This window comes from Xanthomonas euroxanthea (assembly GCF_900476395.1).
Classification (GTDB): Bacteria; Pseudomonadota; Gammaproteobacteria; order Xanthomonadales; family Xanthomonadaceae; genus Xanthomonas; species Xanthomonas euroxanthea.
In genome coordinates, this window is record NZ_UIHB01000004.1 from 332478 (window position 1) to 357654 (window position 25177).

At 61.6% G+C, this 25177-nt stretch carries 19 protein-coding genes; 12 read left to right on the top strand and 7 right to left on the bottom strand.

All coding sequences use genetic code 11. From position 1 onward, the window contains the following. Positions 1-174 precede the first annotated feature (174 nt). Positions 175-738 carry an adenylate kinase gene (locus CPBF1521_RS13865; protein ID WP_104648828.1) on the bottom strand — a complete coding sequence of 188 codons (564 nt, stop codon included), beginning with the start codon at positions 736-738 and terminating at the stop codon, positions 175-177. Between the two features lie 157 nt (positions 739-895). On the opposite strand from CPBF1521_RS13865, the gene CPBF1521_RS13870 reads away from it, so the two are divergent. The 9 genes from CPBF1521_RS13870 to CPBF1521_RS13910 all read left to right on the top strand — a co-directional run bounded on the left by CPBF1521_RS13870 (position 896) and on the right by CPBF1521_RS13910 (position 10251). Continuing rightward, a complete protein-coding gene (locus CPBF1521_RS13870) occupies positions 896-2152 on the top strand; it encodes a 6-phosphofructokinase (RefSeq protein WP_115677354.1) in 1257 nt (418 codons plus the stop codon). 564 nt (positions 2153-2716) lie between these two features. Continuing rightward, on the top strand, positions 2717-3478 hold the full coding sequence (locus CPBF1521_RS13875; RefSeq protein ID WP_181901230.1) for a hypothetical protein: 762 nt from the start codon (positions 2717-2719) through the stop codon (positions 3476-3478). Positions 3479-3525: 47 nt separating this feature from the next. Then, positions 3526-4656 carry a TrbL/VirB6 family protein gene (locus CPBF1521_RS13880; protein ID WP_115677355.1) on the top strand — a complete coding sequence of 377 codons (1131 nt, stop codon included), beginning with the start codon at positions 3526-3528 and terminating at the stop codon, positions 4654-4656. A 21-nt stretch (positions 4657-4677) separates the two neighbouring features. Continuing rightward, the gene (locus CPBF1521_RS13885; protein ID WP_115677356.1) at positions 4678-5208 is read left to right on the top strand and encodes a DUF4189 domain-containing protein; all 531 of its coding nucleotides are present in this window, start codon (positions 4678-4680) and stop codon (positions 5206-5208) included. Between the two features lie 223 nt (positions 5209-5431). Then, positions 5432-6016: a hypothetical protein gene (locus CPBF1521_RS13890; RefSeq protein WP_115677405.1), complete on the top strand. Its 585-nt coding sequence runs from the start codon at positions 5432-5434 to the stop codon at positions 6014-6016. Continuing rightward, positions 6013-7359: a Tle-like phospholipase domain-containing protein gene (locus tag CPBF1521_RS13895; protein WP_115677357.1), complete on the top strand. Its 1347-nt coding sequence runs from the start codon at positions 6013-6015 to the stop codon at positions 7357-7359. Before CPBF1521_RS13890 ends, CPBF1521_RS13895 begins: the two co-directional genes overlap by 4 nt. A gap of 29 nt (positions 7360-7388) precedes the next feature. Further along, the gene (locus tag CPBF1521_RS13900) at positions 7389-8486 is read left to right on the top strand and encodes a TrbL/VirB6 family protein (RefSeq protein WP_115677358.1); all 1098 of its coding nucleotides are present in this window, start codon (positions 7389-7391) and stop codon (positions 8484-8486) included. 25 nt (positions 8487-8511) lie between these two features. Next, on the top strand, positions 8512-9036 hold the full coding sequence (locus CPBF1521_RS13905; protein WP_235858457.1) for a DUF4189 domain-containing protein: 525 nt from the start codon (positions 8512-8514) through the stop codon (positions 9034-9036). A 630-nt stretch (positions 9037-9666) separates the two neighbouring features. Then, on the top strand, positions 9667-10251 hold the full coding sequence (locus tag CPBF1521_RS13910; protein WP_115677406.1) for a hypothetical protein: 585 nt from the start codon (positions 9667-9669) through the stop codon (positions 10249-10251). Positions 10252-10646: 395 nt separating this feature from the next. Here the strand turns inward: CPBF1521_RS13910 and CPBF1521_RS13915 are convergent, their stop codons facing one another. Next, positions 10647-11168, bottom strand: coding sequence for a hypothetical protein (locus CPBF1521_RS13915; protein WP_115677360.1), 522 nt, complete (start codon positions 11166-11168; stop codon positions 10647-10649). A gap of 248 nt (positions 11169-11416) precedes the next feature. Between CPBF1521_RS13915 and CPBF1521_RS13920 the strand changes: the two genes are divergently transcribed. Then, the gene (locus CPBF1521_RS13920) at positions 11417-13444 is read left to right on the top strand and encodes a sodium-translocating pyrophosphatase (RefSeq protein ID WP_104648824.1); all 2028 of its coding nucleotides are present in this window, start codon (positions 11417-11419) and stop codon (positions 13442-13444) included. Between the two features lie 273 nt (positions 13445-13717). On the opposite strand, the gene CPBF1521_RS13925 is transcribed toward CPBF1521_RS13920, so the two are convergent. Beyond that, positions 13718-14206: a hypothetical protein gene (locus CPBF1521_RS13925; protein WP_104584040.1), complete on the bottom strand. Its 489-nt coding sequence runs from the start codon at positions 14204-14206 to the stop codon at positions 13718-13720. 198 nt (positions 14207-14404) lie between these two features. Between CPBF1521_RS13925 and ppa the strand changes: the two genes are divergently transcribed. Further along, positions 14405-14941, top strand: coding sequence for an inorganic diphosphatase (ppa, locus tag CPBF1521_RS13930; RefSeq protein ID WP_002804918.1), 537 nt, complete (start codon positions 14405-14407; stop codon positions 14939-14941). Between the two features lie 113 nt (positions 14942-15054). Then, positions 15055-16203, top strand: a complete 1149-nt coding sequence (locus CPBF1521_RS13935) for an HDOD domain-containing protein (RefSeq protein WP_164739760.1) — start codon at positions 15055-15057, stop codon at positions 16201-16203. A 343-nt stretch (positions 16204-16546) separates the two neighbouring features. On the opposite strand, the gene CPBF1521_RS13940 is transcribed toward CPBF1521_RS13935, so the two are convergent. The 4 genes from CPBF1521_RS13940 to thiC all read right to left on the bottom strand — a co-directional run bounded on the left by CPBF1521_RS13940 (position 16547) and on the right by thiC (position 25122). Continuing rightward, positions 16547-19435, bottom strand: a complete 2889-nt coding sequence (locus CPBF1521_RS13940) for a TonB-dependent receptor plug domain-containing protein (RefSeq protein WP_164741120.1) — start codon at positions 19433-19435, stop codon at positions 16547-16549. Positions 19436-19483: 48 nt separating this feature from the next. Then, complete coding sequence (locus CPBF1521_RS13945; protein ID WP_104584037.1) at positions 19484-20377, bottom strand: helix-turn-helix domain-containing protein; 894 nt, start codon at positions 20375-20377, stop codon at positions 19484-19486. Between the two features lie 110 nt (positions 20378-20487). Beyond that, positions 20488-22821, bottom strand: coding sequence for a winged helix-turn-helix transcriptional regulator (locus tag CPBF1521_RS13950; RefSeq protein ID WP_115677362.1), 2334 nt, complete (start codon positions 22819-22821; stop codon positions 20488-20490). Between the two features lie 423 nt (positions 22822-23244). Beyond that, positions 23245-25122, bottom strand: a complete 1878-nt coding sequence (gene thiC / locus CPBF1521_RS13955; RefSeq protein ID WP_115677363.1) for a phosphomethylpyrimidine synthase ThiC — start codon at positions 25120-25122, stop codon at positions 23245-23247. Between the last annotated feature and the right edge of the window lie 55 nt (positions 25123-25177).

The following is a 25177-nucleotide window of genomic DNA, read 5'->3' on the forward strand; positions in this document are numbered from 1 at the left end:
CCCAGGGAGCTCATGCTGTGGGGCTCTGAGCAAGCTCATTACTGGCGTTATTCTGCCCCGGTCGTCTTGTACGCCCGGGGTTTTTCTCTTGCGCAATCAATGGGTTGTGACGCCACGCCGGCCGCCAGCGCATCTGTGCGGGCCAGGCGTACTGCCCGGCCCATCCACCCCGGCTCAGCGACCGAGCGCGGTGCCGATACGCTCCAGCACTTCATCCAGCGTGCCCACCCCGTCCACGCGTGCCAGCTTGCCGCGCTGTTCGTAGAAACCGATCACCGGCGCCGTGGAATCGGTATAGACCTGCAGGCGCTTGCGCACCGACTCGGGATTGTCGTCCTCGCGGCCCTCGGCCTTGGCGCGGCCGGCAATGCGCTCGACCAGCAATTCGCTGGCCACATCCAGCTGCACCACCGCATCCAGCGGCTGACCGATCTTGCCGAGCAGGTCGTCCAGCGCATTGGCCTGCGCCACGTTGCGCGGATAGCCGTCGAGAATGAAGCCCTTGGCGACATCGGCCTGACCAAGCCGCGCCTCCAGCATGCCGAGCAGGATCTCGTCGGAAACCAGATCGCCGCGTGCCATCACTTCCTTGGCCTTCAGGCCCAGCGGTGAGCCGGCGGCCACTTCGGCACGCAGCAGATCGCCGGTGGAAATATGCGGGATCCCAAACTTGTCTTTGAGACGTGTCGCCTGGGTGCCCTTGCCCGAACCGGGCGGTCCCAACAGAACCAATCGCATCAGTGGACTCCACTTTCGAATAAAAACGCGTTGCGGTTGGCGGCGTTAGACTCAGGTCTTCGCCAGCGCTGACCGTATGGTCGTGCAGCTTACCGCATCCGGGGAATGTCCCGGCACTGTCCCCTGCGCCATCGCCCATGTAAGGAGCCCGTCCCCCATGTCCACTGGCAACTTGCTGTACGCCCAATCCGGCGGCGTCACTGCCGTCATCAACGCCACCGCCGCCGGTGTGATCACCGAGGCGCGCGCACGCAAGGTCAAGGTACTGGCCGCACGCAACGGCATCCTGGGCGCCTTGCGCGAGGAGCTGATCGACACCTCGAAGGAGTCTGCCGCCACGATCGCCGCACTGGCGCAGACTCCGGGCGGCGCGTTCGGCTCGTGCCGCTACAAGCTCAAGTCGCTGGAAGAAGACAGTGCCAAATACGAGCGCCTGCTCGAGGTGCTGCGCGCGCACGACGTGCGCTGGTTCCTCTACAACGGCGGCAACGACTCGGCCGACACCGCGTGGAAGGTCTCGCAGCTGGCCAAGGCCTATGGTTACCCGCTGCACTGCATCGGCGTGCCCAAGACCATCGACAACGATCTGGCGGTGACCGACACCTGCCCCGGCTTCGGCTCGGCGGCCAAGTACACCGCGGTGTCGGTCCGCGAGGCCGCACTGGATGTCGCCGCCATGGCCGACACCTCCACCAAGGTCTTCATCTATGAGGCGATGGGCCGCCACGCCGGCTGGCTCGCCGCCGCCGCAGGCCTGGCCGGCCAGGGCCCGGACGATGCACCGCAGATCATCCTGCTGCCCGAGCGTGCCTACGACCAGGCCGCCTTCCTGGCCAAGGTCAAGCAGGTGGTGAACAAGGTGGGCTGGTGCGTGGTGGTCGCCAGCGAAGGCATCCAGGACGCGCAGGGCCGTTTCGTCGCCGATGCCGGCGGCGCGACCGACTCGTTCGGCCATGCGCAACTCGGCGGCGTGGCCTCCTTCCTGGCCGCGCAGGTCAAGCAGGGGCTCGGCTACAAGGTGCACTGGACGCTGCCCGATTACCTGCAGCGTTCCGCACGCCACCTGGCCTCCAAGACCGACTGGGAACAGGCCCAGGCCGTGGGCAAGGCCGCCGTGCAATACGCACTCAAGGGCATGAACGCAGTGATCCCGGTGATCGAACGCGTCAGCGACGCGCCGTACCGCTGGAAGATCGTGCCCGCCCCGCTGCACAAGGTGGCCAACCACGAAAAGAAGATGCCGCCCAGCTTCCTGCGCAAGGACGGCTTCGGCATCACCGATAAGGCGCGCCGCTACTTCGCCCCATTGATCAAGGGCGAAGCGCCGCTGGCCTACGGCAGCGACGGCCTGCCCAAGTACGTGACGTTGAAGAATGTGGCGGTGGCGAAGAAATTGCCGGTGTGGGAGGGCTGACAGGGGGAGCATAGCCTCCAGCCCGGGCGCCCGCGGCACCGCTGGCGCTTCGGCGGCGCAGGGGTGCAACCGACTCCGGCGTTGAAGCCAAGGGCGTGTGTGGATTGCCGTCCGATCCGGTTGAGTCCGTGCCGCACCCGCTGCCTACTGACCGGGGCTGGCAAAGGAAAGGGCTACGCAGGCAAATGCCGCGATCGACTGTAGGGATTTTCCTACACAAACGGGCAGAGCAAGCCGGGCCGCGCCCGAACGGCTCCCCCCAGGAGTACAGCCTGACCTCATTAGTAGAATTTTGGTTAAGTGTGTGCCACAGTTCGCACCAAACCTGCCTCATCGCGCATAAGGATCATGGCCCAGCAGGCAATCATCTCCAGTCTTCCCCGGTGGTCAGCCAGTGCCGCCAGGAAGGCCGTGTCCGGACGAAACGGCCTCACTCACTCGCGACGAGCGCATGATTTATAAAGCCGCATTGTCCCGCTGAACGCGCATCTGGCCATTCATTGCTGTTTCTGTTGCTGCTGTTTCCGCCACCCTTCTGTACCGAAAAGATCGACGAGACTCGCCATGACCGCACGCTCCCGCCGCCTCCGACCCCAACTTTCACGTCTTGCCGCCGGCTTGCTGCTGGCTGCAGGGATGCTCATCGGACCTGCCAATGCGCAAGTGATCGTCAACGATACGATCGGGGTGGCAAAAAACGCGGCCGAATATGCGGAACAGGCCAAGCGGTGGGCCGAGACGGCCAGGCAGTATCAGCAGGAGTTGGATCATTACAAACAGCAACTCATCAGTTTGACGAGCTTGAACTTTCTTCGCCCCCCCCTGGACGATAAGTTCGTCTTGCGGGAACCAGGCTATGGCCTTGAGTTCGCCTGCCCGGGAGCACAAGCCAGCGGCATTGCGGGCATTCTCGACCAGATCAAGTCCATCGCACCCACGATGAGTGGGAATATGGCGGAGGAGCAGCTGAAAGTCTGCGCCCGCATTGTCATGGCGCAAAATGCCCAGTACAACGAATCGGTCACCATGCTCAAGCGCTTGGTGCAACGTAACACCGAATTCGAGGCCATTGAGCGCCAGCGCGGTAGAGTGGGTACTAAACAGGGCGCATTGGCAGCCAACGATAACGAAGTAAAGCGTTTCACGGCACGTAATGCGCTCGAAATGAGTCATTGGGAAGCCAAGATGAAAGCCTACGACGTCTATATTGCGGGACTCAAGGATGACCAGACCCTGCTGGCCAAGCGCGCGCTGGAAGGCGACAAGGGCAATTTACTGGGGCAGGTCGTGCAAGCAGCAGCATTGAAGATTGCGCTGTCCAATTGAATTAGCGGGCAACCAAAGCCCAGATCACGACGCACAGGCAAACAGCAATGGACGTTTTTTTTCATGGCGCGGCAAGCTGGCTAAAGCCCCTCGCGGACGCCAACCTCGGTGACTTCGTCTTCTTCAAATTGGTCAACGATTACTTCAACCGGGAAATCCAGGATTTCGGCCTTGAACTGATGAAACGGGCCATGAAGTGGGTCAGCACGATCGCGCTGACAGTGACCACGCTGTGGATCCTGATTCTGGGTTACCGCATCGCCACCGGGCAGTCGCGCGAGAGTGCGATGGCCACCATGGTCAAAGCCGCCAAGGTCGCGGTCATCATCAGCATTGCCTCGGCCCTCGGGGTCAACGGCGCCATGCTGCACCAGACCATGACCCAGAACCTGGACAAGGAAATCCACCTCCTGTTCACCGGCGATGAGGGCACTGCCGCCGATGCCATCGACGAGAACTTGGCGTACACGCAGGTCGCAATGGCCACACTGGATGCGGTGCGCGTAGATCCGGCCCAGCCGGAAGTGCTCGAGAAAAAAGGTCGCGCCATGCTGATGGCAGGCTTCGGCACCGCCAGCCCACCGATGGCCGCCGGCGCGATGTTGTTGCTGTTCAAGTTCACCATGGCTTTCTTGATCGGCATCGGGCCGATCTTCATCCTGGCGCTGATCTTCGACCAGACCAAGGACCTGTTCAAGAAGTGGCTGTTCTACGTCATCGGTACGTTGTTCTCAATGTCAATGCTGTCGGTCGTGACGGCCATGGTGCTTAAGTTCACCGCCAAGGTCGCCGCCGCCTACTGGGTGGTCAAGTTCATCCCTCTGGCCAGTGCCGAAGGCCTCTCCAGCCAGGCCCTGCAGCAGGGCGGCATCGGCCTGATCATGACCATGCTCATCATCACCGTCCCCACCATCGCCGCCGCGCTATGGCAGGGCAATATGGGCACGTTCCTGTCCTACACTGCATTCAACAACACAGCAGCCCCGGGACCTCAGGGCCAGCCCGCTGGGTCGTATATGCCGCAGCAAGTTGGCAGAGATAGCACTAGGCAATCCAGCGAGTTCAATGGCGCGAACGGAACTAATGCAAATGCTGCGCGAATTCCAGAACAGAATACACCTTCTCCACAGGTTGGATACCGCGGTTTAGCAGGCACCAAAGATACTAATGTTAGCTGACTAGCACGGGTCTAACAGACTATGAGAATTTCGATCTTTCTAGTTTTTTTATCGTTTCTTTTTTCTGCGACTGCTCAAGCAGAGCAAGGCTGCCCTCCTGGCCAATACCCTATCGGTGGACAAGGCGTTGCTGCGTGCGCACCTATCCCCGGAGGGAATACTCAAAACACAATCGAGCCCCGCCCGCTTGGCAAGTGGATAAAGACTTGGGGGTCCGTTGCAATAGGGTCACTTGGCTTAGAAAGAAATCTCGGCGTAACCACTGGAAAATTATCCAAGAAGGAAGCTGAAAGCGATGCTCTAGCTCGCTGCGCAAAGCACGGCGAAAAAGATTGCAAAATTGGACTGACGTACAGAAACCAATGTATAGCTATTGGGGAGCCACAGATTAACGGCAAACCAAACTTAGTCGGGAATGTACAATTCTTTACCGACCAGACGATCGAGCAAGCCTCAGCTTCGGCGCAAAACGCATGTGAAAGAAGAAATCCAGCAAACCAATGCAAAGTAATTTACACAGCTTGCTCAGAGCCAATATTTAAATCTTATTAAACCTATCTCCTATGAACTGATAAGCCAGTTCTCGACTGCTGCGGATCCTCCAAACTCGTGTTATCGAGTCAGCGCAGCGTCAGAAGCATCCCTTGCGCGTCAAAGCCATGCATCTTCTCGCACGCAATGCCTGCAGTCAGCAGAAGCATCTTCAATGACCCCCAAGATCGTCGGCCGTTTTGCTTTCTTCCTCCTGCTATTCTTCTTTGCAGGATGCAAGCCCATGGATGCCCCATCCCCACAAGCTGACACAACGCGCAGTCGCTCCGATCCGATCTATCAGAAGAATCCGCATCCTACTCAGGCATATCGCATTACTTTGACGATCGAAGATGCGCCAGGGCCGTTCGAGTGGATCTCGGGCACAGCTTTCTACCAAATGACCAACCACAAGCAATGCACGCCTATCGAGTCCATTGCTGGTGTGTGGAGCAAGTCTGATGAGGATGGAATACCTATTCACTTTGAGAAGCTAGATGCATCCACATATACTGGGGTGATATATGCCGATGGCATGGTTGATGCGGACTATTATGGCAAAGGCGTGTGCACATTTGAGCTAAATGGGGTTGGCATCTCGCTAAAGGCGACCGGGAAAAACGAGGAAACACGGTTTCAGCCAGTTTTATTCAAGAACGAAATTTACAGTTCAACCCCCAAGATTACTTATTTCTGGAAAGGCCGTTACCCCAAAGAAGATGTTGACAACTTTCCCGATGGTGGGCGTCTTGCAGAAGATCAATTTAATGATAGCGCAAGAAAAAACATCTTTAGGGTGACATTGAGCACGAGAAAGGCAACGCCATGAGCATAACAAGCCAGCAGTATGCAGCGCTCTCGGACGATGTCTATAAGCCACCAAGGGAGACGGGGCCTAACAGCACACCTGAAAATATTGGTGGCATTTCTTATCGCCGTATGGAATACGTCGATAGCCCCTCGGGTTACCAAGGCATCATTTATCAGCGCGTTGATACAAACGAAATAATTGTCGCTCACCGCGGCACCGAGACTGAGCGGGAGCTCAAGCAAGATGGTGTCCACACCGATGGCGGCATGGTCGCCATCCGTCACAACCGCCAGGCAGCCGAAGCACTTGAGTTGACCAAACATGCATTGGTCTATGCACAAAAACTCGATAAGGACGGCGAGGTGGTTGACGTCACCGTCACCGGCCACTCCCTTGGTGGCGACTTGGCCCAAGTTACCGCTCATCACTATGACCTCAAGGGCGAGACCTTCAATGCATACGGCGCGGTCAGCCTTGATCGCCGTATTCCAGAGGGCGGCACCAATGTCATCAATCACGTGATGGCTGGCGATGCGGTCAGTGCCGCCAGCAAACACTACGGCCAAGTCAGGATCTACGCCGCGCCGCAGGAAATCACCGCCCTTCAGAAGGCAGGTTATGCCAACGACCGAAACGTGCTGGATGACCGCAGTCCGCTTGTCGCCATGGAGCTGGGCGAGTCGCATCGCATGCATAACTTTCTGCCTTTTGACGGCAACGGCAAGCCGGATCGCTCAGTGCTGGAAGATCCTAGGTCGCAGCAACTGGCGCAGCAGTGCGCGCCGATGATCGAAATGTATCGCGACGATGTGGCGCTCTCTCGCGGCGGCCTGACGCTGGCATCGCGCCACCTGCAGTCCATGAGCGTGGTCGATGGTATCAATCACCTGCGCGGCACGCTGGCCCCCGGTGCCGGTGCAGCGGAGATGGCAGCCGAGCGTTGGAGGGAAACGCAGCAGCGCATGGAGCGCGAAGACAAGCCAGTCTACGTAGCCCCTGGCTGGAAGCTGCCGCTCGGCACTACTCCCGAGCGCCGCGTAGATCCGGGCGCGGCGGCTCTGTCCAATGATCCGTTGTACCGTTCCATCCACAGCAAGTTGCCGCAGGGCACGTCCGACGCCGTAGCACTGCATGCCACTGTGGAATCCAAGCGCGCAGGCATCGTCAACGTCGACCAGCTGCGCAGCGTGACGGTGCAAGACGGCAATGCCTGGATCGTCAGTAACACGCCGGGCTTCCGGGCCAAGGTCGATCTGGCAGCCGAGGTACCGCCCGTGCAGGAAAGTCTGCGCCAGTCACAGGCGCTAGACAGCCAGCGATCCCAGGAGATGGCCCAGCCCTCGCCTGCACGTGTACTCTGAGAACCATTGTCCTTGCAGCAGGGAGCGCGATGCGTACGCAAGCCGTCACCGCACTAGCCTGCTTTTCGTCCGGCTCTAGATCTGAAAAGTGCGGCCTTGAGCTGATGGGGCGGGCGATGAAGTGGGTCAGCACGATCGCGCTGACGGTAACCACGCTCTGGATCCTGATTCTGGGCTATCGCATCGCCACCGGGCAATCGCGCGAGAGTGCGATGGCCACCATGATCAAGGCGGCCAAAGTCGCCATCATCATCAGCGTGGCCTCGGTGGTCGGGGCCAACGGGGCCAACGGGGCCAACGGGGCCATGCTGCACCAGACGATGACCCAGAACCTGGACAAGAAAATCCACGGTCTGTTCACCGGTGACGACGACAGCACCGCTGAGGATGCCATCGACGACAACCTGGCCTACACCCAGATCGCCTTGGCGGCGCTGGATGCCGTCCGGGTGGATGCCAGCGAGCCGGAGATGCTGGAGAAAAAAGGCAGGGCCGTGATGCTGGCGGGCTTCGGCACCGCTAGCCCACCGATGGCCGCTGGCACGATGCTGCTGCTGTTCAAGTTCACCATGGCCTTCTTGATCGGCGTCGGGCCGATCTTCATCCTGGCGCTGGTCTTCGACCAGACCAAGGACCTGTTCAAGAGGTGGCTGTTCTACCTCATCGGCACCTTGTTCTCGATGGCTATGCTGTCGGTGGTCACGGCCATGGTGCTCAAGTTCACCGCGAAGGTGGCCGCGGCCTACTGGGCGGTCAAGTTCATTAAATTCGGCGATGCCGAAGGCTTGTCCAGCCAGGCCCTGCAGCAAGGCGGCATCGGCCTGATCATGACCATGCTCATCGTCACCGTCCCCACCATCGCCGCCGCGCTATGGCAGGGCAATATGGGCACGTTCATGGCCTACTCGGCGTTTGGGACTGCAGCAAGCCCTGGACCCCAGGGGCAGCCAGCTGGGTCGTATATGCCGCAGCAAGTTGGTAGAAACTCCCATCAAATTAATGATCGTGATTCCGTGACAGCCCCGCAACAACAGGGACGCGCCATTGGATCAACAACAAATTCAGAACCAATACAAGTCTCGGGCTCGCGGGGTAACGCCATCAGGAATGATGGAAACAATAGCTAAATGCGGCCCAACATGTGCAACGATTATGAATAAAATATATTATAGATTTTTATCAATTTTACTCTTAGCCACTGGATGGACTGCGATGGCTGAGCAAGGGTGTCCCCCAGGACAATATCCAATCGGGGGCCAAGGCGTCGCGGCGTGTGCACCAATCCCGCAAGGAGGCTCTAGCCAACAAGAATCTCAACCACTCGGCAGGTGGATTAAAACTTGGGGAGCGATATCTCTCGATAAATCCAGTGTGGGGGCTCTGGGAGTATCAACTGGAAAGCTTTCTAAATCTGAAGCTGAGCAGGATGCTATTGCGGGTTGTGTGAAGGCCGGCGGGAAAGAGTGCAAGAAATGGAATTCCTATAAAAATCAATGCGCAGCCGTGGCCGAGCCCTATCAGAATGGTCATTCATCAGCAGGGACCATTCACTTCAGGACAGGAGCGTCACCAGAAAAAATAAAGGTAGAGGTTGAAAATATTTGTTCAGCAGAGAATAAAAATCAATGCAGAGCGATATACCAAGCTTGCTCAGAGCCAATTTTTGAAAGTTACTAGCACTTCTTTCGAAAAAATTATTTCCGCATAAAGCCATGTGAAATATCGCTAAAAAGGCGCCTCATTAACAAACCTACGCCCTTGTAAAACCGGCACCCAGTTCTTAACTCGGGTGGAAGGAGTGATTATGAGGTGGCCCTGTTAGTACACAACGATCCCTTCACGCTCTGCAAGCTAAGCGTACCGATTGCCGGCTTCCCGTCGATCCGGCCACATGGAGTTTTAAGGACATCAATACATGTTGTTTAAATGGAGCGTTAGCTCAGACATTTACATATGCCTGCATCTATTGCTTGTCAGTATCGTAGCCCGAAAAATCCAGCCTAACGTCGCACGTACTAGTTGGCATCTATTGCATGCATGCCATTTAACTTCCTAAGTGAGCGTAGGCTCACCTGTATCGCATTGGTCGATAGATTAGCTCTTGAGTATCCATGCCCCCCGCCCAATTTGGGGCACCTCCCTTGCGCGATGTCAGGGAGGGGAGCGCGAGTCGCCCTCATGTGTGCCTAAACTGCGTGTCTTCTAGCGCGCAATGCGTAGGCAACAGAAGCATCTCCAATGACCCCCAAGAATTTCGTCCGTTTCGCTTTCCTCTTCATGCCCTTCTTCTTTGCAGGATGCAAGCCCATGAATGCCCCCAGCGAACCCTCGTCCCCCTACAACGTCGACACCGATCCGGTCTATCAGAAGAACCCGCATCCGGTGCAGGCGTATCGCATCACCATGATGATTGAAGATGCGCCAGGGCCCTTTGACTGGATCTCAGGCACGGCGTTTTACGAAATGACCAACCGCGATGCCTGCACGCCTTTTGATCGTTCGCTGGGCATGTCGACAAAGCAAAAAGAGGATGCAATTCCCATACACTTCGAGAAGCGTGATGCATCCACCTATGTGACGATGATCTATGCCGATGGCATGGTCGATGTAGACTCCTACGGCAAGGGTATGTGCGCATTTGAACTCAATGGAGTTGGCATCTCATTGAAAGCCACTGGAAAGAAAGAGGAAACACGATTTCAGCCAGTCCTCTTTAAGAGCGAGATTCATAGCTCAGCACCCAAGATCACCTATTTCTGGAAAGGTCGTTACCCCAAGGAAGATATGGAAAACTTCCCGGATGGCGGTCGACTTTCTGTCGATCAATTCAATGATGACGCGCGAAACAATATCTTCAAAGTCACATTGGCTGCAGAGAGGCTTCAGTTATAAGCCTCACAGGCGGGCTCAGCGCGATTGCAGGGAAAAAAATAAAATTACACTAGAAGCAGAATGTAAAACTGTTTATACAGCCTGCTCTGAACCAGTTTACAAAGAAGTTGGCCTTTGGCGCATGCTCTTAATAGGAAGGTAAGATTTACATTAATTTCGTCCGTGCGTCAGGCCTTGGGAAACGAAAAACCCCATTTCCCGGATGTCGCAGCAAATGACAGGTACGCACGCCTGCGGCGTCAGCGGCACCTACTAATTGTAAGCGGCTGACAAAAGCGGCAGGCACCTGCCAGGTGAATGCGTATGGCGAGTACTGGGCATGCAAGTTATGTATGCCACTCGCGGACACCAGCCGCATCCGTCTGACGGCTGTGAAGCAGGCCTCCTCGCCGCGCCTATTGACAGGCCTTGCCTTCCATCGTCTGCTGCGCAGCGAACATCGGCACCTGCGGGATCTTTCCTGCAGCGGCCTGTTGCTTCGCATCTTCCAGGTAGATGCGCGACTGGCCTTGGCCGTCGAGCTGCGGCTTGGCCTCCACCGGCTTGCGCCAGACGCGCACCACCGCCTGCTGCGCGGGGCAGGCTGCGCTGGGGACGCGGATCACATCGTTGAAGATCCAGCCAGACGCCACGCTGGGCGTGGCCTTGGCGAAATCCACGAAGCGTGCACGCGGCTGGCAGGTGGGACTGCTGCGCACCACCGACAACGTATACGGCTGCGCGGCATTGCCGGTGAACACGCCTTCCAGGCGCGCGCAGGCCTCGGGAATCTGGCGCAGGGTGTGCACGGCGCCGACCGCTTGCGCGGTGCCGGCTGGACGCTGCTTCAATTCCGGCGTCGGTTCGGCAGCGAGCACTTGGGCGCTGAGCAAGACTGCAGCGATCGTCACGGCATATTTTGCGGCATGGTTCGACATCGTCACTCCTGGATCGGCTCGATCACGTTGGCCGCAGGCTGTCATGCCGCAACTGAACGACGTGCCAAAGCCGCAGTGGTGGCAGCGGCGCAAGCCGCGGCGCATACTCGCCCGCAATCCGGCCACCTGAACATCGCGACGCGCATCACGGTCCCCATGGCCGTCGAGTCCGTATTCGCCACTCCACTCGCTGCGTGCATCGCCCTTGGTTCGTCCGACCGGACGACATCCATTCTCTGGGAGGGGTCATGCTGGAACACTACGGGTTACTACTTGCGCTGGGGTGTGCAGTCCTGGCAATCGTCTATGGCGGTGTGTCGGCACGCTGGGTGATCGCGCAGCCGAGCGGCAATGCACGCATGCAGGAGATCGCCGCCGCAATCCAGGAAGGCGCACGCGCGTATCTCAATCGGCAATACCTCACCATTTCGATTGCCGGCGGCGTGCTGTTCGTCCTGGTCGGGCTGTTCCTGAGTTGGTACACCGCCGTCGGGTTTGCGATCGGCGCGGTGCTGTCGGGGCTGGCCGGCTATATCGGCATGAACGTGTCGGTCCGTGCCAACGTCCGTACGGCCGAGGCCGCGCGGCATGGCATCGGCCCTGCGATGGATGTGGCGTTCCGTGGCGGTGCCATCACCGGCATGCTGGTGGTCGGCCTGGGACTGCTCGGCGTCGCCGGTTACTACGCGCTGTTGCAAGCGGTGGGACTGCCGCTGGAGCGCAACCTGCATGCACTGGTGGGGCTGGCATTCGGCTCGTCGCTGATTTCGATCTTCGCGCGCCTGGGTGGCGGTATTTTCACCAAGGGTGCGGACGTGGGCGCGGACCTGGTCGGCAAGGTGGAAGCCGGTATCCCCGAGGACGATCCACGCAATCCGGCGGTGATCGCTGACAACGTGGGCGACAATGTCGGCGACTGCGCCGGCATGGCGGCGGATCTGTTCGAAACCTATGCAGTCACCGTGATCGCCACGATGCTGCTGGGCAGCCTGACGCTGGCCGAAACCGGGCCGCAGGCGGTGCTGTACCCGCTGGTGCTGGGTGGTGTCTCCATCATCGCTTCGATCGTGGGCGCCTCGTTCGTCAAGGTCAAAGCAGGCGGCTCGATCATGGGTGCGCTCTACAAGGGCGTGATCGTCTCCGGCGTGCTGGCCGCACTGGCCTACTGGCCGATCACCCAGTCGCTGATGCGCGACAACACGCATGGCGCCACCGCGTTGTATGCCTGCGCCTTGATCGGCCTGGTGCTCACCGGCCTGATCGTCTGGATCACCGAGTACTACACCGGCACCCAGTACAAGCCGGTGCAGCACGTTGCCGCCGCAAGCACCACCGGCCACGGCACCAACATCATTGCCGGGCTTGGCGTCTCGATGAAATCCACTGCGCTGCCGGTCATTGCGGTGTGCGCGGCAATCTGGGGCGCGTTTCATTTTGGCGGCTTGTACGGCATCGCGACCGCAGCGACTGCAATGCTGTCGATGGCCGGCATGATCGTGGCGCTGGATGCATACGGGCCGATTACCGACAACGCCGGCGGCATCGCCGAAATGGCCGAGTTGCCGCCGGAAGTACGCAACATCACCGATCCGCTGGATGCGGTGGGAAACACCACCAAGGCGGTCACCAAGGGCTATGCGATCGGCTCGGCCGCGCTGGCCGCGCTGGTGCTGTTTGCCGACTACACGCACAACCTGCAGGCGGCCAATCCCGGCCAGGTATTCGCCTTCGACCTGTCCGACCACACCGTGATCATCGGTTTGTTGATCGGCGGCTTGATCCCGTATCTGTTCGGTGCGATGGCGATGGAAGCGGTGGGACGCGCGGCAGGCGCGGTGGTGGAAGAAGTGCGTCGCCAGTTCCGCGAGATCCCCGGGATCATGGCCGGCACCGCCAGGCCGCAATACGACCGCGCGGTCGACATGCTGACCCGCTCGGCGATCCGCGAAATGATCCTGCCCTCGCTACTGCCGGTGGTGGTGCCGGTGGTGGTCGGGCTGCTGCTGGGGCCGCGGGCACTGGGCGGATTGTTGATCGGCACGATCGTGACCGGCCTGTTCCTGGCGATTTCGATGACCACCGGTGGCGGGGCCTGGGACAACGCCAAGAAGTACATCGAAGACGGCCACTTCGGCGGCAAGGGCAGCGAAGCGCACAAGGCCGCCATCACCGGCGATACGGTAGGCGACCCGTACAAGGACACCGCCGGGCCGGCGATCAATCCGCTAATCAAGATCATCAATATCGTGGCCTTGCTGCTGGTACCGCTGCTTTGAGGGCGACGTGCCGCAAGCCGCGGGCTGACCGAAGGTGACGAGGCGGGGCCCGGAACGCGCCGACGCACGCCCCGGGTCCCATACGCCGCGCCAGGCCCGACGACTGGCTGCGGCGCTTACCTGACCACCGCGGACAAGCCTCATCGGCCTGCGGCCTGCGATGCTGGCGTGCTGCATAGCTCGATCGCCCAAGCCGCGCCTGCCCGCTGCTGCCCGGACGCAGTCACTGCACCAGGCAGCCCGCACCGCAACAGCCTGCGGTGCGGCCGGTCCTCAAAGGCAACCGATCAGGCCGTCATAGATCGGCGGCGCGCCACCGGGCAGTGGCTCGAACAGCGGATTATTCACCGACAGGGTGCGATACATCTCGTCCAGGCGCGTCCCGGCCTTCAGTGGCGCCGTGCAGCGCCAGACCCGGCTGTCCGAGCGCAGATACCCGCTTTGGGGGTCGACGCTGACCTCGCTGGCGCCGAAGGTCCAGATGCAGCTGCGCACCACCCCGCTCACCCGATGCACCGAGCAACGGAAGCGCAGCGGCTGGTAGTCGCTGAATTCGCCGCCGCAAAAGGTATCGCCGCAGATCTGGTCGAAGTCGTGCTCCAGGCGCTGTTCCAGATCGACAAAGGCCTCCCAGCCCTCGCCGTTGGCGGGCCAGTCCACCGCGTCGACGAAGACCGGCGGTGACGCAGGCGTCGCCGCACCAGCGAGCTGGGCGGCACCGCAGAGCAGCAGCACAACAAGCAAACGCACAGGCTTGAACATGGCAGTTCCCGAGCAGTGGAGGAGCCTGCAGCGTGCGCCGCGCCGCGCGCCGTGTGGATCGGAGAGCTCCCCGGGATGAATGCGGGCTATGCCGCGTGTGGCGGTCAGAACATTGCCCATTCAGTGTCGCTGCACCGCAACAGCCGAACGCGTAGAATCGCGCTCCACACACTAGATGACGTCTCGGGAGTTACGCGCATGGGTCTTGAACTGGTCACCTCCGGCAAGAATCTGCCGGAAGAAATCAACGTCGTCATCGAAATTCCAAAGGATTCGGAGCCGGTCAAGTACGAAGTGGACAAGGCCAGCGGCGCGATCTTCGTCGACCGCATCCTGTCCACTCCGATGCGTTACCCCTGCAACTACGGCTATGTGCCCAACACCCTATGTGGCGACGGCGACCCGGCCGACGTGCTGGTGGTGCTGCCGCTGCCGTTGGTGCCCGGCTCGGTGGTGCGTTGCCGTCCGGTCGGCGTGCTGCGCATGAGCGATGAGGCCGGTAGCGACGAGAAGATCCTGGCGGTGCCGATCGAGAAGATCTTCTCCGGCTACGCGCATATCGAGGATATCGACCAGGTGTCCAGCCACTGGATGGAGCGCATCGGTCATTTCTTCGAGCATTACAAGGACTTGGAGAAGGGCAAGTGGGTCAAGCTGGATGGTTGGGGCGGCGCGGCCGAGGCCAAGCGCATCCTGGTGGAGTCGGTGGAACGCTATAATTCCGACGCACCCTGATTCAACGACCGTGATGCAGCCCCGCAACCGCGGGGCGATCGGGATCACGCTTTTGGCGTGATCCCGGTGACCGCCAGCGGCAGATTGGGTACATTGCCGACAGCGTTTGGCCGGTGTCTGCCACCGGTGACTCTTGGGGAAGTGTCTTGCGTATTCTGTTTGTTGGGGACGAAGCCAGTCTTCCGTCCGAACTGAGCGACTACGTCGCTGATCTGGGTGATCAATGGCAGGTGCAGCAGGTGGCCGATGGTAATTCGGCCATCGAAGCGGCTGCGTTGTCGCCGTTCGATGCGGTCATCGTCGCCCCCGTCTTGCCCGATCTTACTTCCGCCACGCTGCTGGGGCAGATCCGTACACTGCGGCCGGACACCATCCGCATCGCCTTGATCGATGCCCGGGATGGCCAGCGCACGCCGCCGGCGCGCATCATTGGCGTGGCGCACCGCTTCCTGCCGATGCCGCTGGCCCCGGAAGTCCTGCTCGAAGCCATCACCAGCCTGGAAGAACTGCGCGATCTGCTCAGCAATCCGCGTTTGCGCGCTGCGATCGGCCGGATCGAAAAACTGCCGTCGCCACCGCACCTGTATCTGAGCCTGATGCATGCCCTGGAAGAGGACGAAGGCACCGATGCGGCCGATATCGCCAAGCTGATCGCCGGCGATCCGGCGATTGCGGCCAAGGTACTGCAGCTGTGCAATTCGGCGTTCTTCTCCGGCGGCCGCAGCATCACCGATCTGCGCACGGCAGTGACCCGCCTGGGCGTGGCCACGCTGCGCGACCTGGTCCTAGCCAGCGAAGTGTTCTCGGTGCAGACCCTGACCCCGGCCGAGCGCAACGCGATGCAGCGCCGCGCCCTGCTCTCTTCGCGCCTGGCGGCCAAGGTGTTGCCGCCGACCAGCGCAGAACTCGGCTCCACCGCCGCGCTGCTGGCCGACATCGGCCTACTGCTGCCCGGTGTGCGCGACGAGCGCGAACCGGCCCTGGAAGGTGGCGACGATCGCCTGGGCCACACCGAGGCCGGCGCGTACCTGCTCGGCCTGTGGGGCCTGCCGATGCCGATCATCGAAGCGGTGGCCTTCCATCGCCACCCGCAGCGCTCCAGCCTGCGCAGTTTCTGGGTGACCGGCGCGGTGCATGTGGCGACCGCATTGGCCAGCGGCGAAACCGTGGACGAAGAGTACCTGTCCAAGGTCGGCGTGCTCACCCGCCTGCCGGCCTGGCGCGAACAGGCCGATACCTTGCTGGGGCTTGCCGAGGCCTGAGAGCAGCACCAGGTTGATGCAACAGGAAAGGCGCGACGTGGTCGCGCCTTTTTTCTTTGGCTGTTTGCGAAACGCCCACGCTGACATGGCGCAATGCGACTTGTCTGCGCACGCATCGCGGCGCTTGCGATCTGCACAGATATCGCAACATGACGCGCGCGGCAACGTGCAGCAAACCATCAAGCACGCTTGTCATCCCAGCGCGCGCAGCAGCTGATCAGGCAGGCAGGGACACAACGCACATGGCAGCGATAATGTTTGCCAGGCCTTGTTCCTTACTCGATCTCCGGAAACAAAAAAAACGGGCCTTTCGGCCCGTTTTTTCTTTACGACACTTCGATGATCAGAAGCGCTGGTTGTACTGCACAAACAGGAAGCGGTCGTAGTCGAGCATCGGATCGATCGCAGCGGTGCTGCTGTTGGTGATCGAGTAGGTGATCGGCGGCTGCTTGTTCCAGATGTTGCGGGCACCAACGGTCACGCTGCCATCCCACGGAGCCTGCCAGGTAACCGAGACGTCCTGGTAGGAGATCGAGCCCTTCTTGTTGGAACCGGTGCCACCGGCCCAGCCCGGATTCGGCGTCTGGTAGTTCGGGTTGTTGCACTCGATACCTGCGGCTGCATCCCAGCAGTAATCACGGAAACCGCCGTAGTAGCGCAGGTTCCAGTTGGCCGACAATGCACCCAGCGACCAGTCCAGACCCAAGGTGGCACGCACGCGCGGGAAGTTCCAGTAGCCAGCCGAGTTGGCCCATTCGGCACCTGCTTCGGCCTGCGACTTGTAGGTCGCCAGGTAGTTGGTGTCCAGGTTGACGGCGAACTTGCCGTAGGCGGTTTCGGGCATGCGGTAACGCACGCCGAAGTTGTAGCCTTCGGTTTCCAGACGACCCAGGTTGACGTTGCCGCGGCTCAGCGTGGTGACCTGGCCGGTGACCGCATCGCGACCGTAGTCGGCGCAGTAGCTGGCCAGGCTGTTGAGGTAGCAGTTGTTCAACACATCATTGGCCGTCAGCGACGTAATGATGTTGGAGATCGAAATGCGGTACCAGTCCAGCGAGAAGTCCAGGCCCTGCACCCAATGCGGGCTGTACACCATGCCCACGGTGCGGGTGATGCTGTATTCCGGCTCGAGCTCGTCGTTACCCACGCCCGAGTTGAACGGCGCGTTGCCCTGCACATCGCGACGCGTCACCGGGTTGCCCGCGGTATCGGTCTGACGGAAACCTGCCGGCAGGCCTTCCCCGGCGCAGCGTGCTGCCACGCCTGCATTGCCCAGCGAGCCAAAGGTCGCATCGCACGGATCGGTGAAGGTATCGAACGTCTGCGAACCGCCGCCGAAGGTGTCCGACAGCGTCGGCGCACGGAAACCGGTGCCGTAGGTACCACGCACCAGCAGGTCGTCGATCGGCTTCCAGGTGAAGCTGAACTTGCTGTTGGTGGTGTCGCCGAAGCGGCTGTAGTTGCTGTAACGCGCGGCCACGTCGAACGACAGTTCCTTGGCGCCCGGCAGATCCTTCAACACCGGGATCAGCAGCTCCAGGTAGGCTTCGTTGGTCTGGTAGCGACCTTCGGTTGCCTGTGCAGCCAGGTCGGTGGTGTAACCGGCGCTGGACAGCTGATCCGGATAGTCGTAACCGCTGATTTCGCGGTGTTCGACGCCTGCGGCGAAGCCCAGTTCACCAGCCGGCAGGTCGAACAGGCCGCCGGTGACGTTGGCGGTCCACTGCTTGCTCAGGCTCTGCTGCGTGGACTGACCCAGCGCATTGATGTACTGCAGCGCGTTGGGCGTGGAGGCCGACGGGCCGCCCAGGATGTTGAACGGGGTGCACTGGCCCAGCGCATTGCTGGTACCCAGCGCGATCGGGGCCGCTGCGGTACCGCACTGCACCTGACCCTGCGCATTGAGGAACGACGGGCCCAGTGCCTTCTGCAGCGCCAGCAGGTTGATGTTGCCGCGCGAAACCTGCGTCACATCGTACTTGTTGTAGTTGAAGCCCACGTCCCAGTTCCAGCCGTGGCTGCCAACGTCGAACACGCCTTCCAGCGCCGCATCGAAGTGCAGGGTCTTGACGTTGCTTTCGGTGGTGCGCGGCAGTTCAACCGTGCGACGGAACCAGCTGTTGATGTCCTGGCCGATCGGGTTGTAGTAGCTGGCACCGCTGATCGCCACCGGGAACTGCGGCTGCGAAGAAGCCTGCAGCGGGTAGCCGGCAATCTGACGGTTCGAGTCGCGCTCGGAGTACATCGCCGTCGACTTGAAGGTGATGCTGTCGGTGATGTTGTAGCTGCCGGTGGTGAAGATCGATTTGTTGCGGCTGGACTGCTGCAACATCATCTGGTCGACGGAGTTGTAGTAGTCGTCGGTGGTGATGTCGTTGTGGTAGTTGGCGATGTTGCGCGAATCGGCGCCCACGCCACGGCCGTCGAACGAACCGGTGTGGTTGAGGATGTAGGTGTCGCCATTGGCGGTGAAGCGGCCCCACGGACCGGTCGCGCTCAGGCTGTCTTCGATATGGTTCGGGCCGGCCGAGTAACGGGTCAGCGCGCGATCCTTGGCCCACACCGGATCTTCGTTGGTGTAGTTGGCACCGAACACCAGCGAGGAGCGGTCGGTGGTGGTGCCGGCGGTGAAGGAGTACTGCTCCTTGGAACCGTCGCCACGGCCGTTCTGGCCGAAGTAGGCCGACGCTTCGGCACCGTCGTAGTTCTGGCGCAGGATGATGTTGACCACACCGGCCACGGCGTCGGAACCGTAGATCGCCGAGGCGCCGTCCTTGAGGACTTCGATGCGCTCGATCAGCGAGCTGGGAATGGTGGACATGTCGGTCAGGCCGTTCAGGCTGCTGGTCCAACGCTTGCCGTTCACCAATACCAGGGTGCGGTTTTCATTCAGGTTGTACAGATTGACGTACTGGCCGCCCTGCTCCGAATCGGACGTCAGCACTGCAGCCTTGCTGTAGGACTGCGTACCGGCAATCGACAGGTTCTGCAGGATGTCACCAACGCTGACCAGGCCCGACTTCTGGATGTCCTGCTGGGAGACGGTGAACACCGGCTGTGCGGTTTCGACGTCGACCGAGCGGATGCGCGAGCCGGTGATTTCGATGCGGTCCAGCGTCGTGGTCGACGGGGCGGACTGCTCTTGTGCATTGGCGGCAAAAGCCGGCGTCAACGCGATCGCAATACCGGCGGGCAACAGGCCCAGCCGCACTGCGGAGGTGCGAAGGTTCATCAATCTCTCCAGGGTTCGTTAGTGGCGCGTTAAGCGCCCCTGTGCAAATTACGATTGCGTGAACATCGTCGCTTTGCGCGTCACGTTCCGTGGCTTTGCCGAATCTGGCGGATTTGTCGTTTGGTCCCGGTAATGCGATGCGGAGACTCCGAAACGCGCACGAAACGCACGCGCGAAGCTGCAGCAATTGTCGAAGCCGCTTGCGGCCGCAACCTCACCGATCATCATCGAGGTATCGCGCAGCAGATCGGAGGCGCGCTCCAGGCGCAGACGCGCCGACAGGGCCTGCGGGCTTTCCTCGTACAGGCTCTGGAACGTCTTGGACACATACCAGCTGGAGAAGTTGGTCAGCTGCGCCAGCTCGGCGATGCGCACCACGCGGTCACTGTTGCCTTCCAGATACAGCCGGGCGCGTTGCATGCGACCGAACACCTGACGGCGACGGCTGCGCGAACGGCCCGGGCAGCGCTGCTCCTGCGCGATGAAGTCGCGCTGCATCGCGGCCAGGTGCAGCAACAGGGGGCGTGCCGACGCACTGCCGCTCTGTGCGGCCGCGTTGCGCCACAAGCGCAGTGCAATCCGCAGATCGCCACGTGACAGCTGGCTGCGCCCCGGATACAACGTGGCGTCGGTCAGTTCGGCCAGGGATTGCAGGCTGTCGCCATCGAGGCTGACGCCGACACAGAGCGCGCTGCGGTCGGCCTGTACGGTGGGATGCGATTCCTTGTCGAAGGCGATCCAGTCGCCGGCGCGCAGACGGAAACGCCCTTCCTTGGACTCCACCCAGGCGCGGCCGCGCAACTGCACCCACAGTGTGAAGGTGGCGGCGGCAGTGCGGATACTGCCCAGGCGCGAGACGGCCAGACAGGTCGTCGACGTTGGCTCGCTGGTGCCGTCCAGTGAGAGTGCGAGCCCGCGATCTGCGGTGATGACCTGTTGCATGGTGGCAGCCCCCTGTACAAAAGAGGGCGTAGTGTTTTGCCGAATCTGGCGTGAGTCAGGAAGTTCCGACGAAGGTCTGCCGAAATTGCGACGAAGTCTTTCCGAAGAACTTACGAGGCGATTTTTCTCAGCACGATCAACAGGTTGGATACCACACCCAGGGGCGTCGCCAGGCGTTCCGGCAACGGCATGAAGGCGATCGAACTGCCATCTTCTTCCGCCAATGCCACATACAGCGCGCCGCTGCGCTGATCCACGCTGAAGCCGTTGATGGTGGTGTACTTGGCCGCATCCAGGCACCGCCCGGCACCGGCGCGCAGGTCGCTGTCGTGGGTGGCACAGGTGTCGGTGGACGACAGGTAATGCAACTGGCCTCGCGCACCGGGCGCCCAGCTGCGGTAACGCCAGCGCGATGGCTGCTGCGGATCGACTTGCTGCAAGGTGTCGGCCGCCAGCGACGGGGCGACCTGCCATAACCCGCCGCCGGTCAGGCGCGTCAGCAATACCTGGCCACTGACGCGATCCAGCCGCAACTGCGAAACGTCCTGCAGCGACGCCAGCGCGCGCCAGGGAGAGCTGCGTCTGTCGTAGAGCGTGGCAAAGGTGCGCCCGTCATCCGCTGCAGCCACGACCAGCAACCGGTCGGGATCGGGAAGATGGATCGCCTGCAACGGTCGCGCCTGCGGCACCGGCAACCGCAGCACCCTGCCCGTGCCTGGGGTCACTTCGAACAAGGCCGCATGCCCTTGCGCATCGCTGCCGCTGACCAGCACGCGTTGCGAATCGGCCGACCAGTCGGCGGCCTGGCGCGCATCCGGCCGCAGGCCTTCGATCAGGCGCACCGAGCCAGGTTTGCCGACATCGCCCCACCACAGGCCGTACGCACCGGAGCGGTTGGAGGCAAAGATCAGCTGGTGCCCGTCCGGCGCGATCATCGGCTGGTCGTCGCGCCCGCTGGAGGGAAACAGCCGGCGGCGGATGTAGCCGCCATTCATGGGGTCGTGAATGACCTGATACACGCCAAATTGCGGTTTACGCTGCACGAACACCAGATGGCCATGCGCCACATCCGGCGCCTGCGCATCGTCCACACCAAGGTCATGCAGGCTGCGGTCGACCAGATCGAGCCGGTAGAGCCGCGCCTCGCTGTCCACACGACGCCCGAAGATCAGGCCGCTGCCGTCGGGCAACCAGCTCCAGCCGCGGACATCCGCGTTGTCATGGGTCAGCCGTTCGGCGGTTCCGCCGCTTGCCGGAATGCGCCACAGGTCGCCAAGCTGCGGATTGCGCAGAAACACGATCCAGTGGCCGTCCGGCGAATAGCGCGGCGTGTAGTCGAAGTCGCTCGGCTGCGCGCTGTAGCTCAGCGGCTGCCATTGACCGGTTTCCAGATCCAGCCGCCGCATGTGCGGCGCCCCGTGCGCGCCGGTCATGCTGCCGAACAGCAACGCACGGCCGTCTGGCGACCAGCTGAAACTCAGCATGTCCGCGCCGTCGCAGCGCGCCACCTCGCGTGCGGCAGCCGGGCCGCTGGCGGCGGCAATCATGACGCGGCAGCCACCATCGGGCGCCTGCCGCGAGAAGGCGATCTCGCGCCCGTCCGGCGACCAAGCCGGCAGCCGATCGGAGATGCCGGCCGCCGGCGTATCGAGCACGCGCGGATAAGCGTTGTTGGTGGTCTTGACCAGGATCGAGGTGCCTGCGCGATCGCTGGTCAGCGAGGCGTAGGCCACCATCGCCCCGTCCGGCGACAGGCTGGGCGTGAGATCGAAACCGCCGCCTGCAGTGATGATCTGATACGGGCGCTTGGGGCTGCCCAGCACTGCCGAGGCCGCCGCGGTATCGCTGGCTGGCGCACGCATCCACAGCGTCCGTGCCGCCAGCCCCAGCACCACCAGCAAGGTCACGCCGGCCACTGCCAGTGCCATCCAGCGGCGCCGCTGCGCGGCCGCCGGTGCGGACCGAACCAACGGCAGCGGCTGCCGGGGTGCCGCGTCACGCTCCAGGGCGGCAGCGGCCGCGATGCCGGCCGTGGGATCGCGATCCTCAAGTGCCGTGCTCGATACCGTTGCCACCGATGGCCCCGCGACGGCATCGGCGGAGCTATCCGAGCGTTGCTCCCACGCCACCGGCGCCAGCAGGCGATAGCCGGTCTTGGCGATGGTCTCGATATGCTCGAAGCGCTGGCTGCCGTTGCTGGCCAACGCCTTGCGCAGTTGCGTGACCGCCTGGGTCACCACGTCGTTGGTCGGCAAGGTGTCGGGCCAGACCTCGGCCAGCAACTGCTCGCGGGTCACCACCTGACCCGGCTGCCGCGCCAGCGTCAGCAACACCGCCAGGGATTTCGGTGCCAGACGCGCGGCGCGCCGGGCGCCGGGCGCATGCACTTCGCGCGAGGCAACATCGACCACGCACTGGCCGACACGCAACCGGCCCGATGGCATCGCATTAGTGTGAGGAACACTCATCGGCAAGAACACGCACCGGCATGCAAGGACTACAAAGAACGCATCACGCACTTCGCGCGAAGCGCCAAATTCAGCAAAGGACCACAACCAACTGTGTCATGCATCCATTTGGTGCAAATTTTACTCTATGCCCCGTTGCTTCCCTACGACAGGTGGCGACGTCAGGCTCTCTCTCTCTCGCCGACGAATTCAAATAATTACGATGTCCCCTTCGCGCCTCTGGCGCGATTTTTTTATCTGCGATTCAGAAAAATGCGCTGAAATGCTTGCCGGCTGTAACCGCTTGCAATGCAGTCGCAGCGCGGCACTTGCGCACCACGCTGCGATCTGCCTAAGCCGAAGCTGAATTTTTCTTAAGCGAACTATCGGCCCGCTGCAACGCAACATTGCTGGCGCGTGTCAGGTGGCGCGATACACCTGCGCACCCTGCGCCAGGAACTGCGCCGACTTTTCCTCCATTCCCGCCGACAAGGCATGCGCTTCGCCCATACCGTGCTCGGCCGCGTAATCGCGCACGTCCTGGGTAATCTTCATCGAGCAGAAATGCGGCCCGCACATCGAGCAGAAGTGCGCCAGCTTGTGCGCGTCCTTGGGCAGGGTTTCGTCGTGGAACTCCTTGGCCTTTTCCGGATCCAGCCCGAGATGGAACTGGTCATCCCAGCGGAATTCGAAACGCGCCTTGCTCAAGGCGTTGTCGCGCACTTGCGCACCGGGATGGCCCTTGGCCAGGTCCGCGGCATGCGCGGCGATCTTGTAGGCCATGATGCCGTCGCGTACGTCCTGCCGGTTGGGCAGGCCCAGATGCTCCTTGGGCGTGACATAGCAAAGCATCGCGGTGCCGAACCAGCCAATCATCGCCGCGCCGATCGCGCTGGTGATGTGGTCGTAGCCGGGCGCGATATCGGTGGTCAGCGGCCCCAGCGTGTAGAACGGCGCCTCGCCGCATTCGCGCAGCTGCTTGTCCATGTTTTCCTTGATCAACTGCATCGGCACATGCCCCGGGCCTTCGATCATGGTCTGCACATCGTGCTTCCAGGCGATCCTGGTCAGCTCGCCCAGCGTTTCCAGCTCGCCGAACTGCGCTGCGTCGTTGGCATCGGCAATGCAGCCCGGGCGTAAGCCATCGCCCAGCGAAAACGCCACGTCATAGGCCTTCATGATCTGGCAGATGTCTTCGAAATGCGTGTAGAGAAAGTTTTCCTTGTGGTGGGCCAGGCACCACTTGGCCAGGATCGACCCGCCGCGCGAGACGATGCCGGTGACCCGTTTGGCAGTCAGCGGCACATAGCGCAGCAGCACACCGGCATGGATGGTGAAGTAGTCCACGCCCTGCTCGGCCTGTTCGATCAAGGTGTCGCGGAAGATCTCCCAGGTCAGCTCTTCTGCGCGCCCGTCGACCTTTTCCAGCGCCTGATAGATCGGCACCGTGCCGATCGGCACCGGCGAGTTGCGGATGATCCATTCGCGGGTCTCGTGGATGTGCTTGCCGGTGGACAGGTCCATCACCGTGTCGCCGCCCCAGCGGATCGACCACACCAGCTTTTCGACCTCTTCTGCAATCCCGGACGACACCGCGCTGTTGCCGATGTTGGCGTTGATCTTGGTCAGGAAATTGCGACCGATGATCATCGGCTCGCTTTCCGGGTGATTGATGTTGTTGGGCAGGATCGCGCGGCCGCGGGCGATTTCCTCGCGGACGAATTCCGGCGTGATGCGGTGCTGGATCGCAGCGCCGAAGGCCTCGCCCGGATGCTGCTTGCACAGGATCGCGTCGGTCACCGCCTCCAGGCGCTGGTTTTCGCGGATCGCCACGAACTCCATTTCCGGGGTGATGATGCCGCGCCGCGCGTAATGCATCTGGGTGACATTGGCACCGTCGCGTGCCACGCGCGGCAGGCGCCGCGCAGGAAAACGCACGGCATCCAGGCGCGCATCGTGCTCGCGACCGCGGCCGAAGCTGGAACTCAGGCCGTCCAGCGCCACGGTGTCGTCGCGCTCGGCAATCCAGCGCGCGCGCAGCGGCGCCAGACCGGCGGCAAGATCGATCGCCGCGCGCGGGTCGGTATATGGCCCGGAGGTGTCATAGACACTGAGCGGTGCATTGTCCTCACCGCCGAACAAGGTGGGGGTGCGGGTCAATACGATCTCGCGCATCGGCACCTGCAGGTCGGCGCGCGAGCCCTGCACGAAGATCTTGCGGGACCCTGGAATCGGCTGGGTCACAGCCTCGGACAGCGACTGGGCTTGTTGCTGCAAAACGGTAGGCGCGGCATTCATGGCGTTCGTCCTGTGTGCTGGAAAACCAGCACCCACGGCGCTGGCTCTGCGAAGG